13 protein-coding genes are annotated in these 14657 nt (G+C 69.2%); 8 read left to right on the top strand and 5 right to left on the bottom strand.

Annotation, left to right across the window (positions count from 1 at the left end):
- Window position 1 precedes the first annotated feature (1 nt).
- The 3 genes from D892_RS41580 (at window position 2) to D892_RS41570 (ending at window position 2728) form a co-directional block, all read left to right on the top strand.
- A complete protein-coding gene (locus D892_RS41580; protein WP_036567269.1) occupies window positions 2-775 on the top strand; it encodes a TetR/AcrR family transcriptional regulator in 774 nt (257 codons plus the stop codon).
- Between the two features lie 94 nt (window positions 776-869).
- On the top strand, window positions 870-1220 hold the full coding sequence (locus D892_RS41575) for an enoyl-CoA hydratase/isomerase family protein (RefSeq protein WP_036567267.1): 351 nt from the start codon (window positions 870-872) through the stop codon (window positions 1218-1220).
- Entirely contained in the window at window positions 1205-2728 is a 1524-nt protein-coding gene (locus D892_RS41570; RefSeq protein WP_232236124.1) for a class I adenylate-forming enzyme family protein, read from the top strand. Before D892_RS41575 ends, D892_RS41570 begins: the two co-directional genes overlap by 16 nt.
- Before the next feature lie 51 nt (window positions 2729-2779).
- Here the strand turns inward: D892_RS41570 and D892_RS0119805 are convergent, their stop codons facing one another.
- Complete coding sequence (locus tag D892_RS0119805) at window positions 2780-3268, bottom strand: pyridoxamine 5'-phosphate oxidase family protein (protein ID WP_232236123.1); 489 nt, start codon at window positions 3266-3268, stop codon at window positions 2780-2782.
- 182 nt (window positions 3269-3450) lie between these two features.
- Here D892_RS0119805 and D892_RS0119800 point away from each other — a divergent pair, with 182 nt between their 5' ends.
- The 3 genes from D892_RS0119800 to D892_RS0119790 all read left to right on the top strand — a co-directional run bounded on the left by D892_RS0119800 (window position 3451) and on the right by D892_RS0119790 (window position 6553).
- Window positions 3451-4050, top strand: a complete 600-nt coding sequence (locus tag D892_RS0119800) for a hypothetical protein (RefSeq protein ID WP_024802920.1) — start codon at window positions 3451-3453, stop codon at window positions 4048-4050.
- 58 nt (window positions 4051-4108) lie between these two features.
- Complete coding sequence (locus D892_RS0119795; protein WP_198036940.1) at window positions 4109-5152, top strand: helix-turn-helix domain-containing protein; 1044 nt, start codon at window positions 4109-4111, stop codon at window positions 5150-5152.
- Between the two features lie 213 nt (window positions 5153-5365).
- The gene (locus D892_RS0119790; protein WP_024802918.1) at window positions 5366-6553 is read left to right on the top strand and encodes an acyl-CoA dehydrogenase family protein; all 1188 of its coding nucleotides are present in this window, start codon (window positions 5366-5368) and stop codon (window positions 6551-6553) included.
- Window positions 6554-6717: 164 nt separating this feature from the next.
- On the opposite strand, the gene D892_RS0119785 is transcribed toward D892_RS0119790, so the two are convergent.
- From D892_RS0119785 to D892_RS0119765, 4 genes are all read right to left on the bottom strand, one after another.
- The gene (locus D892_RS0119785; RefSeq protein ID WP_024802917.1) at window positions 6718-7896 is read right to left on the bottom strand and encodes an acyl-CoA dehydrogenase family protein; all 1179 of its coding nucleotides are present in this window, start codon (window positions 7894-7896) and stop codon (window positions 6718-6720) included.
- A gap of 85 nt (window positions 7897-7981) precedes the next feature.
- Complete coding sequence (locus tag D892_RS0119780) at window positions 7982-9652, bottom strand: acyl-CoA synthetase (protein ID WP_024802916.1); 1671 nt, start codon at window positions 9650-9652, stop codon at window positions 7982-7984.
- Window positions 9653-9880: 228 nt separating this feature from the next.
- The gene (locus tag D892_RS0119770) at window positions 9881-11026 is read right to left on the bottom strand and encodes a Fic family protein (protein ID WP_024802915.1); all 1146 of its coding nucleotides are present in this window, start codon (window positions 11024-11026) and stop codon (window positions 9881-9883) included.
- A 100-nt stretch (window positions 11027-11126) separates the two neighbouring features.
- Window positions 11127-11936, bottom strand: a complete 810-nt coding sequence (locus D892_RS0119765) for an NAD(P)-dependent oxidoreductase (protein WP_024802914.1) — start codon at window positions 11934-11936, stop codon at window positions 11127-11129.
- 323 nt (window positions 11937-12259) lie between these two features.
- Here D892_RS0119765 and D892_RS0119760 point away from each other — a divergent pair, with 323 nt between their 5' ends.
- Both D892_RS0119760 and D892_RS0119755 read left to right on the top strand, forming a co-directional pair.
- The gene (locus D892_RS0119760; protein WP_024802913.1) at window positions 12260-13081 is read left to right on the top strand and encodes a mycofactocin-coupled SDR family oxidoreductase; all 822 of its coding nucleotides are present in this window, start codon (window positions 12260-12262) and stop codon (window positions 13079-13081) included.
- A 154-nt stretch (window positions 13082-13235) separates the two neighbouring features.
- On the top strand, window positions 13236-14447 hold the full coding sequence (locus D892_RS0119755; RefSeq protein WP_024802912.1) for an acetyl-CoA C-acetyltransferase: 1212 nt from the start codon (window positions 13236-13238) through the stop codon (window positions 14445-14447).
- Window positions 14448-14657 lie beyond the last annotated feature (210 nt).

The raw sequence follows: 14657 nt of genomic DNA, 5'->3' as shown, positions 1-14657 counted from the left end.
CATGGCGGCCCGGAACTCCCGAGGGACGGCCCAGAAGCGGCGGCGCCGCGAGCGCGGCTCGCTGAACCCGGACGACATCATCGACGGCGCCTTCGAACTCGCGGAACAGGTTTCGATCGACGGGCTGAGCATGCCGCTGCTCGGACGGCATCTCGACGTCGGGGTCACCAGCATCTACTGGTACTTCCGCAAGAAGGACGACCTGCTCAACGCGATGACCGATCGGGCGCTGCGGCTGTACGTCTACGCGCTGCCCGCACCGTTCGTCGAGGCCGGCAACTGGCGTGAGACGCTCCGCGACCACGCCCGCACCATGCGGCACATCTTCCTGACGAACCCGATTCTGTGCGATCTGATCCTGATCAGATCGGCGCTCAGTCAGCATGCCGGCCGGATCGGGGCCGAGCAGGTGGAGCGGACGGTGGCCAGCCTCGTGGAGGCGGGTCTGTCGGCCGACGAGGCCATCGACACCTACTCCACGATCAATCTCCATATTCGCGGATCCGTTGTGCTGCAACGACTCTACGACAAGAACACGGAACTGGACGCGGAGGGCCGGGCGTACTACGACAGCATCCTGATCGAGCCGGAGACGACACCGCTGCTCGCCGACGCGATGGCCAGGGGCCTGCGGTCGGGCGCACCGGACGACCGGAACTTCGAGTACGGCCTGCGCTGCATCCTCGACCACGCGAGCCGGCTCATCGAATCCCACGCGTCCAGGGGCGTGAATTCCGCTGTGGCGCAGCGGCCGGACGGCACCGCGGCCTCATGAGGCGGCCGTGCTCGCCCTGCCGTCGGCGGCGCCGCCCCGGCCGTACCGGACTCGGCCCCGCTCATTCCGACGATCGCCCCCCGAAGGAAACCCCATGCCGTTCGATTCCATCTCCTACCGTGTCGACGGGCACACGGCCACGATCACGCTGAACCGCCCCGACGCGCTGAATGCGCTGAGCCCGCACATGATCACCGAACTGCGGGCCGCCTACACCGAGGCCGAGAACGACGACAAGGTCTGGACCCTCGTCGTCACCGGCACCGGCCGCGCCTTCTGCACCGGCGCCGACGTCAAGGCCATCCTCGAGGGCCTCGACCTGCCACTCCACGAGGCCGACATGCTCGCCGAATCCTTCCGCGAGCGCGTCACCCGCACCGAGGACGCACTGGAAGGACCGCGCGCCTTCGTCGAGAAGAGGACACCACAATGGCAGTGCCGATGAGCCACTCCGCCCACGTGCTGAGCCGCCGGATCGCCGAGATGCTTGCGCTGCAACCGGATTCACCGGCGATCGAGTTCGACGAGCACTGGCACACGTGGCGCGAGCTGAGCGAACTCACCCAGCGCATCCGCTCGCTCACCACCGTCCATCCCGTCGGCCGGCGTCAGGTCGGCATCCTGCTGCGCAACCGGCCCGAACACGTCGCCGCGTTCCTCGGTGTCCTGCTGGCCGGGGGCACCGTCGTCGTGATCAACCCCTCCCGCGGTGACGACCGCACCAGGGCCGACATCACCGAGCTGCGACTACCCCTGATCATCGGCGCCCCCGACGATCTCGCGACGCTCGTGACACCGGCGCCCGGATCGGCCGTCGTCTCGCTCACGGGCCTGGCGGCGGAACCACGGCTGACCGCCTCCGCGGGCCGGCGCCCCTTCACCGGCACGGACCGGTCGGGCGTGGCGGTGCGCATGCTCACCAGCGGAACAACCGGCCCGCCCAAGCGCCTCGACATCACCTACGACATGCTGGCCCGCAGCGTGATCGGGCCGGATCCGGACCGGGCACCGGCGCCGGCGCAGCCACGCACGGGTGTCGCGATCGTCAACGCGCCGCTGGTCCATATCGGCGGCGTGTTCCGGGTGCTGCAATGCGTCGCCGAGGCCCGCCCGTTCGTGCTCCTCCCGCGATTCGATCTGGACCGCTGGGCGCGGGCCGTGCGCACGCATCGCCCGAAGGCCGTCTCACTCGTCCCGGCCGCGGTGCGCATGGTGTTGCATTCGGATCTGGGCAGGGACGATCTGGCCGGCATCCGGGTCGTCACGTCGGGCACCGCGCCGCTGTCGGCCGCCGACGCCGACGCGTTCTACCAGAGGTTCGGCATCCCGGTCCTCACGTCCTACGCCGCAACGGAATTCGGTGGTGGTGTCGCGGGCTGGACGCTGTCCGACCATCAGAAGTACTGGAAAGCCAAGCGCGGCAGCGTCGGCCGCGCCAGCGGTGGGGCGCGGCTGCGGGTGGTCGACGAGGGCGGCACCGACCTCGGCACCGATCACCCCGGCCTGCTCGAGGTGATCCCCGGCCAGCTCGGCCCCTCCGCGGACTGGATCCGGACCACCGACATGGCACGCATCGACGCCGACGGCTTCCTGTGGATCCTGGGACGGGCCGATCAGGCGATCATCCGCGGCGGCTTCAAGGTCATGCCCGACGACGTGCGCACCGCCCTCGAGAGCCACCCGGACGTAGGTGGCGCGGCGGTCGTATCGCGGCCCGACGACCGGCTGGGCGAGACGCCCGTCGCCATGGTGGAACCGCGGGACTCGCGGTCGGCCGATCCCGGCGAGCTGATGGAATTCCTGCGGAACCGGCTGGCGGCCTACGAGATCCCCACCGACATCGCGGTCGTGGCGGCTCTTCCCAGGACACCGTCGGGCAAGGCGGACCTCGGCGAGGTACGCCGTCACTTCACCGAGCCCGCCCGCTCCGTTCGAGGCGATAATGATCGTTGACGACACGAATGATCATCGACCGTCCACCACCGGTCCCGGCGGCCACTGCCGTCACCGCGGCGGCGGTTCCTCGCATCCCGCAGTGGCGTCGTCGGGATCGGCGAGCCGCACACCGGTGACGATGTCGGGCCGGATCGCGACCACCTGGTCGCGGGGCCCGGGTAACAGCGACGGGAGCACGGCGAGGTAGCGGTCGCGCAACTCCCGGTCGACGATCTCCTCGGCGAAGCCGGTGACGATGACCCACCATCCGGAGTGGGTCTCCTGATCGATGGCATCGGCCACGAAGGCGACAACCTGCCGCTCGGAGGAGGTGAGGGCACTGCCGAGGTTCGCACGAATGATCACGAAGCCGTCCGCGACGGCATGGTTGACCGGCCGGATGGTGGGTAATGCGTTGCGGGAGAATGCGACTCGCCCGAGCCGGACACCGGCCAGCAGGCGAAGCGATTCCTCGGGCGAGATGTCGTACTCTCTCAGCGCGTGCCGCGCGGTCCCGTCGTCCATCGTCGCCCGTGGCCTCTGTTCGTTCCTCACCATGCATCCACCCTGGGACCTGGTGCGCTACGGCACACCGGCGACTCGTCCCGGGCCGGTGACCGATCCCCTCCAAACGCGACACACCCGGTCAGTGCGACGGGACGGTATGTCGGTGCCCCGCACCGGCCGAGCCCCGCAGAATGGGATGTATCCGTCGACCCGCATCGCAGCACGGGAGCGTCGTGGCATATTCGTCGGCCTTCGAGCAGTGGAAATCGACGCTGAGCCGGATCTTCGTGCCGATATCCATCGGGCCGCTCGGGCCGGGCGAATTCCGCGGCAGCGTCACCGACGTCGAATTCGACCGGTTCGGCATGTCCGTGGTCATGAGCAGCCCACAGCGGGTGTGGCGGACTCCGCGGCAGATCGCGCGGCCGGGAAAGGAATATCTGGTCGCGCTCGTTCCGACCGCCGGGGGCTGCCTGTTCGAGCAGCGGGGCCGCGTCGCAATCGCCGTCCCCGGTTCGATCACCTTCTGCGACACCAGCCGTCCGTTCACCTGCCGTTCCGAGCGCTGGAGCGAGTCCGTGATCGTGCGGGCACCGTTGGCCCAGATACTCGACGGGACCGGTCTGTCCGGTACCGAACTGCCGACGGCCATCGCGGTTCCGGGCGACGGAGCGGTGGGCGTCGTGACCCGGTTCTTCGCCGATCTGGCCGAACTGCACACCGCCGACATCGATCTCGCCATCGGGATGGCCGAACACGGTGCGGGACTGCTGAACTCGGCGGTGCTCCTGGCGGCGGACCAGTACGGGACGAGGCACACCGTCGACATCTGAGCCGGATGATAACGCGGTTCTGCTCCGCCGACGCACGGCAGCCGCAACAATGGCGAAGGTGAACACCCCGGCTGGGCAGATTGTCCTCGATGTTCGCTCCTCGGCGCACGTGCCGGCGGGCCAGGCATTCGAGGAGTGGGAGGCGGGCATGAGCTCCGCCTACGTGCCGCTGTCCGTCACACCGGTCGGTGGGGACAGCTTCCACGGGACCGTCGATCTGGCCTCCTTCGAGGATCTCGAGCTGTCCAGGATTCGTTCGAGTGCGCAATGTGTCCGCCGCACCGCCCGGCTCATCGCCCGCTCCGAGGAGCCGTTCCTGGGCGTCACGATCAACGTCGCCGGGCAGGGCTGGCTGGAACAGGGCGAACGAGTGGCGGGACCGCTTCCGGGAGAGATGTACCTCCTGGACACGGCACGCCCATTCACCGTGCAGCTGGACGGCCCCTGGGAACGCATTGCCGCGCGGGTGCCCATGCGCCGCATCCAGGAGTTGACCGGACTGGGGCCGGATCGGATCCGCACCGGCGTCCCACTATCGACCGGCGGCGCAATGGGACTCGTCAGCCGGTTCATCCGGGACCTGTCCGAACTGAATCGGACGGATTCGACCGCAGCGAGCGTGCTGGCCGGGCACGGCATCGATCTGCTGGCCTCGGCGGTCCAGCTGGCGACGGGGATACCGCCGCGCGGGCCGTCGGCGCAGGTCCTGATCCGGCAGCAGGTGCTGTCGTTCATACGGCGCCGATGCACCGACCCCGCTCTCACCGTGGAGCAGATCGCACTCGGCTGCGCGGTGTCCCGCAGCACGCTGTACCGGCTGTTCGACAGCGCCGACGGCGTCGCCGCCACCCTGCGCCGCACGCGAATCGACCGCGCCCGCACCCTGCTTCGCACCACCGGCCGGCCGCTCGCAGCGGTCGCGGCCGCCTCGGGCTTCGCCTCGGACCGGCAGTTCTACCGCGCGTTCAAACACGACACCGGCACGACGCCCGGCGAATTCCGCGCCCGGCGCGCGATCCCGACCGTGACCGATCAGTCACCGTTGTACAGGGCTGCCACGGCGGTCACCTCGACCCCCGGTGCGGAGTTGTGCGGCAGCTGATCGACGGTCGCGCGGCCGGACACTCCAGAAGTGCATACCGCATGACTTACAGTAATACTGTACAATACAAACTCACGGTCAGGCGAACGACGACGCGCCCGAATAGCGCCGGGCGGAACCGGTACGGCCGGCTCGCCCCGAACTACGATCGGCGAGGACCACGCGGTAGGTAACCGGCCGGCGCCGAGTAGCCGGTCACGAGGAGGCATGCCAATGACCAGCACGTCCACCGGAACCGACGCCGTCACCGCCGAGGACTTCCGCGATATCCTTTCCCAAACAAGGGAATTCGTCCGTTCCGTGGTCATACCGCAGGAGCAGCGGATCGTCGACGAGAACCGCATGCCGGGCGAGATCGTCGGACAGGCCAAGTCCATGGGTCTGTTCGGCTACGCCGTCCCCCAGGAATGGGGCGGTCTCGGGCTGGATCTGACGCAGGACGTCGAGCTGGCCATGGAACTCGGCTACACCACCCTCGCCCTGCGGTCGATGTTCGGCACCAACAACGGCATCGCCGGGCAGGTACTGGTGGGCTTCGGTACCACCGAACAGAAGTCGCGCTGGCTGGAGCGCATCGCCTCCGGCGAGGTGGTGGCGTCGTTCGCGCTCACCGAATCCGGAGCGGGATCGAATCCGGCCTCTCTGCGGACCACGGCGGCCGGGTCGGGCGAGGGTTGGATCCTCAACGGGGAGAAGCGATTCATTACCAACGCCCCCGTCGCGGACCTGTTCGTCACCTTCGCCCGAACGCGACCCGCCGACGCGGACGGGCCCGGGATCTCGGTCTTCCTCGTCCCGGCGAATGCGCCCGGCGTCGAGGTCGGCCCCAAGGACCGCAAGATGGGCCAGGAGGGCGCCTGGACGGCGGAGGTGCGCTTCCAGGACGTGTACGTCGGCCCCGACGCGCTGGTCGGCGGCAGCGAGGACATCGGCTACCGGGCCGCGATGACGTCGCTGGCGCGCGGCCGGATCCACATCGCCGCGCTGGCCGTCGGCACCGCGCAGCGCGCCCTCGACGAATCGGTGGCCTATGCCGCGACGGCCACTCAGGGCGGCACGCCGATCGGGCAGTTCCAGCTGGTGCAAGCTCTGCTGGCCGATATGCAGACGGGCGTCATGGCGGGCCGCGCCCTCGTCCGCGACGCGGCCCGCGCCTGGGTCGCCGGGGAGGACCGGCGCATCGCCCCTTCCGTGGCAAAGCTCTACTGCACCGAAATGGCCGGCAAGGTCGCCGATTCCGCGGTCCAGGTGCACGGCGGCACCGGCTACATGCGCGGTGTCACCGTCGAGCGCATCTACCGCGACGTCCGGCTGCTGCGACTCTACGAGGGCACCAGCGAGATCCAGCGCCTGATCATCGGCGGCGGCCTGGTGAAGAACGCCCAGCGCCCGGGGCAATAGCCGACTCACCCATCTCGGTGCCGATGGGCGCCGTGGCGCGCCGAGCGCGCTGTCCCGCGATCGACGAAGGCGTGCGGAGGCCGAATCGACGGCCCGCCGGCTGCCGGATCGTGGCTCGGGCCGGGGTGGCGGTCGGCAGAACCGAGGTCGTTTCGGTTGCCCTGTTACTTCGCGGGCGAATAGTTCGGCCGGCCCAGGCCGAGGATGTATTGCGCGATCATATTGCGGAACACGTCCAGGGTGCCGCCGTAGATGCCGACCAGCGGTGCCCAGCGGTAGAGGTAGTCGGCCGCGGCGGTGGCCGCCGCTCCCCCGTCGTTCCCCGACCGCGGCGACGTGCCGAGGACGTCCATGAGGTCCGGGGCGATCTCGCGCATGGTCTGCCCGATCGCCACACGACCGAACAGGCTCGGGGCACTCAACGCCGCCTCGATGCGAGCATGCGCGCGCCCGAGCCGGTAGGCGATCGCACCGTCGTCGAGGCGCCGGCGGCCGTCCGGCTCCGGCGCGGCGACCGCCGCCGTCGCCAGATCGGCGGCCACCGCCATCGTGGACCCGAAGCCGCTCATGATCGCGATGTCGGTGAGTCCGTCCGGATCCGGGCCGCCGGCGCCGTGTTCGGCCGACAGCGGGCCGTTCAGCACCCGCCAGCCGTCGTTCACCTCGCCGAGCCGATACCTGTCGGGGATCCGAACGTCTTGGTAGTACGTGATATTCGTGCGTTCCCCGTCGACGGTCCGCAGACCCTGGATGTCGATGCCGGGCGAATCCAGCGGTACCAGGAACATGGTCAGGTTGCGGTGCCGGCGACCGTCCGGGTCCGTATTCGTCAGCAGGAACACGTACCGGCAGTTGTGCGCGCCGGAGGTGAACATCTTCTGCCCGTTGATGATCCACTCCTCACCCGCGCGCACCGCCCGCGTCCGGCAGGTGGCGATGTCGGAGCCGCCCTCGGGCTCGGTGTAGCCCATCGCGAACCGGATCTCGCCTCGGTACACCCCGCCCAGCACCTCCTCGAGCAGTTCCGGAGAACCGTACTGCCGCACCGCTTGCAGGATCATCATGGTGGCTCCCCAGGTCACCAGCGGAGCCTTGCGGCGGCGCCGCTCCAGATCCCAGATGCGGCGCTGCACCGCCGTGAATCCGCCGTCCTCCGCGCTGGTCACCTCGCGCTCGAGCCACCCGTGCGCACCCATCGCCAGGTGCAGATCCTCGACGAATCCGTCGCCGGTCTCGTGCGCCCGGCGCAACACGTCCTCGGTCACGTGGGTCGCGAGGAAATCCCGTGCCTCGTCGAGGAATTGGCGGTCCTCGGCGGACAGGTCCACCCTGGCGAAATCCATCTAGGTCCCTTCTGCGTAGTGAAATCGACTGTGTCCGAACGGGACCTGCGTGGCCACGCCAGCCGCCTCCTCCCGCGTTGCCCGCTCAGTCGGCGGCAACGGCCTGTTCGCGAGCCCAGCGATAGTCGGCCTTGCCCACCGGGCTGCGGACGATCTCCGGACGGAACACCACGTCCTTCGGAACCTTGTAGTGTGCAATGGATTTCGCGGCATGGTCGATCAGTTCCCCGGCCCCGGCCGACTCGGCCAGCGCGACGACCGCGACGACCTCCTGACCCCAGCGCTCGCTCGGGCGGCCCACCACGACGACATCGGCGACGGCCGGATGGGACGAGATCGCCAGCTCGACTTCTTCGGCGAAGATCTTCTCACCGCCCGAATTGATCGTGACCGCGTCCCGGCCCAGCAGCTCGATGGATCCGTTCGCCAGATGCCGCGCGCGGTCTCCCGGCAGCACGAAGCGCACACCGTCGATGGTGGGGAAGGTGGCCGCGGTCTTGGCGGCGTCGCCCTTGTAACCGAGCGGCGTGAAACGACGCTGCGCGAGCCACCCGATGCCGTCGTGGCCCGCATCCAGCACCGCCCCGAAATCCTCTGCCACCACACAGGTGTCCACCCCCGCCGCGAACGTACCGGTGGACACGGCTCCGGCCGCCGACACGTGGTGCAGCTGCGCGCCCGTCTCCGACGCCCCCACGGCGTCGAGCACGACCAGTCCGGGGACCGCGTCGATCCATCGCTGCTTCATCGCCGGGCCGAGTACGGCGCCCCCGCTGGCCAGCGCCACCATCGACGACACGTCGGCCGTCTTCGCCTCGACCGCCGCGAGCAGCGGCCGGGCCATCGCATCACCGACCACGATCACGATGGTGACCCGCTCCCGCTCGATGGTGCGGACGATCTCCCCGGCGTCGGTGTGGCCGACCACCGAGGAGAGCACGATCGTCTGCCCCGTCGTCATCGCGGTGAGCACCGCCCACTGCGCCGCACCGTGCATCAGCGGCGGCAGAATCATCAGCCGGACACCGGGATTCGACGCCGCCCGAGCGGCGATCTCCGCGTAGGAACCCACTACCGCGCCGGTGTTGTTGTCCCGGCCGCCGCAGGCCGCCATGAAGATGTCGTGCTGGCGCCACAGCACCCCCTTCGGCATTCCGGTGGTGCCGCCGGTGTACAGTACGTAGAGATCGTCGGGACAAGCCTGCGGCAGCACGGGATCCGAATCCGCCGACGCGATGACGGTCTCGTAGTCGACTGCGCCGTCGAGCAGTTCGTTGCCGGAATCGTCGGCGATCTGAACGAGCACACGCACCTGCGGGAGACCGGGCAGCACCTCGGCGAGCCGCGGCGCGAAGGCGGCGTGGTAGATCAGCGCCGTCGCACCGGAATCCGCCAGCAGCTGCCGGAGCTCGTTCTCGACGTACCGGTAGTTGACGTTGAACGGCGCCACCCGCGCCCGGAAGGAACCGAGCATCCCCTCCACGTACTCGGGGCCGTTGTAGGCGTAGATGCCCAGCAGGTCCTGCCCGACCTCATGGCCCGCCAGCGCCGTCCGCTCGGTGTGGCATCCCAGCCCGCACGAGCACAGATAGGCGGCCAGTCGCTTCGACCGATCGGCGATCTGGGCGTACGTGTAACTCCGGCCGCCCTGCACGACCAGCTCCCGATCCGGGAGCGCGGCCGCCGCGGCATCGGCGGCCGCTACCAGCGTGAATTGCGCGGTCGACGGTTCTGATTCGGTCGCGGAACGAGACAACGCTGCCTCCTCGGTCGTATGCTCCCCAACCCCAGTGAGGTTACATCAACTGTAAGACATACGGGAAATATTACGAGAATCACCGGAGCAGGTAGCGCAAGCCGTTCAGCCGCGGTGACGGAAGGCAGGCCGAGGAACCTGGATCCGGCAGTTCGAAGCCCCGGCTCCCGGCAACCACACGACCGCCGAACACCGCCACCCGATCTGCGCCGACGGCGGCGCGGCGACTCAACGATCCGTTCGGTACGGGTCGTCGAGGACGGCCGGAGTGCTCGCGATCTCCAGCACATCCGACGGATAGGACGGCCCAGCGGTGTAGAAACGGGCCCGGGTACGACCGACGGGCTCGAGCACTCCGAGGCCGACGAGATCGCGCAGATCGCGTTGCGCCTGCTGCACGCTCAGCCCCTCGGCTTGCTCGTACCGGGTACGGCGGACCCGTCCCGCCATCGCCGCGTCGTGCAACGCGGCCACGATCCGCTCGTCCAGCCCGCGGCCGGCGACGAACTCCTCCAGCATCGCCCAGACGGTCCGCGCCCGTACCCACCGGGCGTGAACGGTCTGAGCCTGCTGGTGGTAGGCAGTCAGGTTGAAGGTAATCCATTCGGAGACATCTTGATCCGGCCGATAGGTGCTGCCCCGGCGGCCGAGAACCTGGTAGTACTCCCAGGTGTTCCCCGGACGCCCCAGCCACGCCTCGATCGACGAGAACTCCGGGGACAAGACGCCCTCGCGGGCGATCATCAGAGTTTGCAGCGACCGCGACATCCGGCCGTTCCCGTCCGCCCACGGGTGAATGGACACCAGATGCAGGTGCGCCATCGCCGCGCGGACGAGCGGATGCGTTGCGCCGTCATCGGTATCGAGCCAGTCGACGAGTTCGCTCATCAACGCGGGCACCCGATCGGCGTCGGGCGCGGTGTAAGCCGCGATGCTGGGGTCGCGAGCATCGGTCACGTAGACCGGGCCCCGCCGCCACCGCCCGGCCGGGCGACGTTCGGCATGCCTGTGGCCCTGCAACATCCAATGCAGCGCGTTCAACAGGCCCTTGCTGTAGGAGAAATCGTCCACGTCATGGAGCGTCTGGATGTAGGTCATCATCTGTTCGTAAGCGAGGGTCTCGGCCTTGTTCTCTTCCGAGACTTCGACGTCCCGTTCACCCGCGATCAGATCTTCCACGTCCACGGTGGAGACCTTGAACCCCTCGATGGAGTTCGATGCGGCGACAGCGTCCGCGGTGAGGAACTTCCGAAGGCCACCCGCCCACTTCCCGGGCTTCCCCTGGAGTTCATGGCGCAGTTCGTCGCGCATCCTGTCCACATCGGCGAGAACATGGATATCGGCAGGTGTCAGCATGGGCGTCGGGAACAGCACACCATCACGATATTATGACGTAATCATTACGTCAATCGCGCGTCGCCGATCGGCTGCTGCGTGGTGTCCGTGCCCATCCGTGCCGGCTTTCGGTCGGAACTCAGCCGAGCTCGAGCGGGCCGTCGTGGATCACGGCCGCGAGCTGTCCCAGCTCGAATCCGCTGTCCGCCGTGGCGGCCAGGCACGCCGCCACGTCCTTGCGAAGAAAGGGTGCGGCCATGCGCTCGAAACCCCGCAACCCCCCGGTGCGGTGCACCGATTCGGCGGCGTAGCTGCGGCCACTGCACGCCAGCAGGGCACGCACCAGCTCGTCGTCGGCGATACCCATGCGGCGCCCCACCTCCGCCGCGGACGCGACCAGTTGCGCGTTCGCGGCGAACAGCGCGTTGTTCACCAGCTTGACGGCCAGGGCACTGCCCAGATCTCCCGTGGCGACGATCGTTTCGGCGTAGGACTCCAGCACCGGCCGCGCCACCTCCACCGCGGCGGCCGGGCCGCCCAGCAGGACGGTCAGCCGCCCCGCCGCGATATCTTCGGCCGAGCCGCTCACCGGCCCGTCGAGCAGCACCGGCCCCTGCGAATACGGGCCGGCCAATCCGCGCACCGTCGACATCGTGCCGGTCGTATGCGACACGACGACGCACTCCTTGCTCGCCGTCGCCAGCACTCCCCCGGGGCCGCCCAGCACCTCCACCAACTGCTCGTCGGAGAACACGCACGCGATCACGACATCGCTCGCCGCGGCCGCCTCGGCGACCGAGTCGACCACCTCCGCCCCGGCCGCCCGCACCCGCTCCCGCACCGAGGGCCGACGCGCGTAGACCACCACCCGGTGCCCCGCCCCCAGCAATCGGAACACCATCGGCTCACCCATCTGTCCAGCCCCTACGAAGCCGATCACCTGCGACATCCGCGCACTCCTCACTCACACTCGGCCCGGGTCGGCCTACCACACGCTGGGACAGCACGAATAGTGAATATTCCAGTAAGCAAAACTGTAACAGCGCCACCGACCCCTGGGCGCGGAACCGCCCGTCGCCCGCGGTCGACGACACCCTTGCGCAGGGGCCGCGGCGTCCATAGAGTGGTTTCCGACATATACCGTTGGTCTTACGATATTGCTCACGATATCGGTCTCCGACGGTCCGGCCACGGCAACGGCCGCACGGTGGCCTCGTCCCCCGTCCCGACTGGGCCGAGGCACCTCGACGCTGGAGAACTACAGGAGGGCACGTGACCGGACGACTCACCGGCAAGGTCGCATTCATCACCGGAGCCGCACGAGGTCAGGGGCGCGAGCACGCCGTGCGGATGGCCACCGAGGGCGCCGACATCATCGCCGTCGATCTGGCGGGCCCGCTGCCCCCGGCGGTGCCCTACGATTCGGCGACCCCGGACGATCTCGCCGAGACCGTGCGCCTGGTCGAGCGGACCGGCCGCCGCATCGTGGCCACCGCCGCCGACACCCGTGACCTGGACGGTCTGCGCAAGGCGGTGGACAGCGGGGTGGCCACCCTGGGCCGGCTGGACACCATCGTCGCCAACGCCGGGATCTGCGTACCGGAGCCCTGGGACGCGATCACGCCCGACTCCTTCCGCGACGTCATCGACATCAACGTCACCGGCACCTGGAACACGGTGACGGCCGCCGCCCGGCACATCATCGAGGGCGGCCGCGGCGGGTCGATCATCCTGATCAGCTCCGCCGCGGGCATCAAGATGCAGCCGTTCATGGTGCACTACACGGCGAGTAAACACGCCGTCACCGGCATGGCCCGGGCCCTGGCGGCCGAACTCGGACAGCACAACATCCGCGTCAACAGCGTGCACCCCGGCGCGGTCAACACGCCGATGGGCAGCGGGGACATGGTTACGGCCCTACAGCGCGCCTTCGAATCGAATCCGCAACTGGCCCATATGACCACGCCGTTCCTGCCCGCGGGGATCGCCGAAACGGCGGATGTCGCCGCCACGGTGTGCTGGCTGGCCGGCGACGACGCGCGGTCGATCACGGCCGCCCAGATCGCCGTCGACCTGGGCTCGACACAGTACTGAGGTCCGGAGTGATCGCCGATCCCGGAAGAGGTTTCGCCGTGCCGCTGCCGACCGATCGCGTCGCATATCGCTGTGACCAGCACGGACACCACGGGGAAAGCCGCGGCCCACACCGAACTGACCGCCGAATTCCCTTCTCCCGGAGAGCGATTCCATGCGTGAGGCAGTGATCTGTGAACCCGTTCGCACACCCATCGGCCGCTACGGTGGCGTCTTCCGCTCGCTCACCGCGGTCGATCTCGGCGTCACCGCGCTGCGCGGACTGCTCGAACGCACCGGGCTGGACCCGGAACTCGTCGAGGATGTCGTGCTCGGGCACTGCTATCCGAACAGCGAGGCGCCCGCCCTCGGGCGAGTGATCGCGCTGGACGCCGGGCTGCCGGTCACCGTCGGCGGCATGCAGATCGACCGGCGCTGCGGCTCCGGGCTGCAGGCGGTGATCCAGGCCGTGCTGCAGGTCCGCAGCGGCGCCAACGACATCGTGGTCGCGGGCGGCGCCGAGAGCATGAGCAATGCCGCCTTCTATTCGCTCGACATGCGCTGGGGCGGAGCCCGCAACGGCGTCCGGGTGCACGACGGCCTCGCCCGCGGACGCGAAACCGCCGGTGGGCGACACCATCCCGTCCCCGGCGGCATGCTCGAGACCGCGGAGAACCTGCGCCGGACCTACGACATCCCGCGCGCGGAACAGGACCGGCTCGCCGTCCGCTCCCATCGGCACGCGATCGAGGCGCAACGCAGCGGCGCGAGCGCCGAACAGATCGTTCCGGCCACCATCGCCTCGCGCGGCGGCGAGACGGTGGTCGACACCGACGAGCACCCGCGCGCCGACACCACGTTCGAGGCGCTGGCGGCGCTGAAACCCGTTCGCGCGCAGATCGACCCGGATTCCACCGTCACGGCGGGCAATTCCAGCGGCCAGAACGACGCCGCCGCGATGTGCCTGGTCACCACCCGCGACAAGGCCGAGCAGCTGGGCCTCACGCCACTGGTCACGCTGAAGTCCTGGGCGGTGGCGGGTGTCCCGCCGGAGATCATGGGCATCGGACCGGTGCCCGCCACCGAGGCCGCGCTGGCCCGGGCCGGACTCACCCTCGCCGAGGTCGACCTGATCGAACTCAACGAGGCGTTCGCCGCGCAGGCCCTGGCGGTCATGCGCGAGTGGAAATTCGGCGACGACGATCTCGAACGCACCAACGTGCACGGCTCCGGCATCTCGCTGGGCCATCCGGTCGGCGCCACCGGCGGCCGCATGCTCGCCACCCTGGCCCGCGAAATGCATCGTCGCGACCTGCGTTACGGCCTGGAGACCATGTGCATCGGCGGCGGCCAGGGCCTCGCCGCCCTCTTCGAGCGGGTGCCGTGACGACAGCATCCGGGCCGGTGCCCGCCGCGGGCGTGGCACGCGCCAGGCGTTCCGCGGGGCGGCCGCCGCTTCCCGAGTGTTTCCGACCACACACGGCGCACCGATGAAGACCTGACGGTATCATTTACGGTTATAGGTACTATTGTTGATTCCGGCCGGACCCCCGGGGCCGGAAACAGCTGCATCGGACAGGACTTCACGGAGGTGGCC

Origin of the sequence: Nocardia sp. BMG51109, from assembly GCF_000526215.1 — a bacterium.
Lineage (GTDB): Bacteria > Actinomycetota > Actinomycetes > Mycobacteriales > Mycobacteriaceae > Nocardia.
Note: the sequence above shows the minus strand (reverse complement) of the source record. Positions and strands in the feature narration are given on the sequence as shown.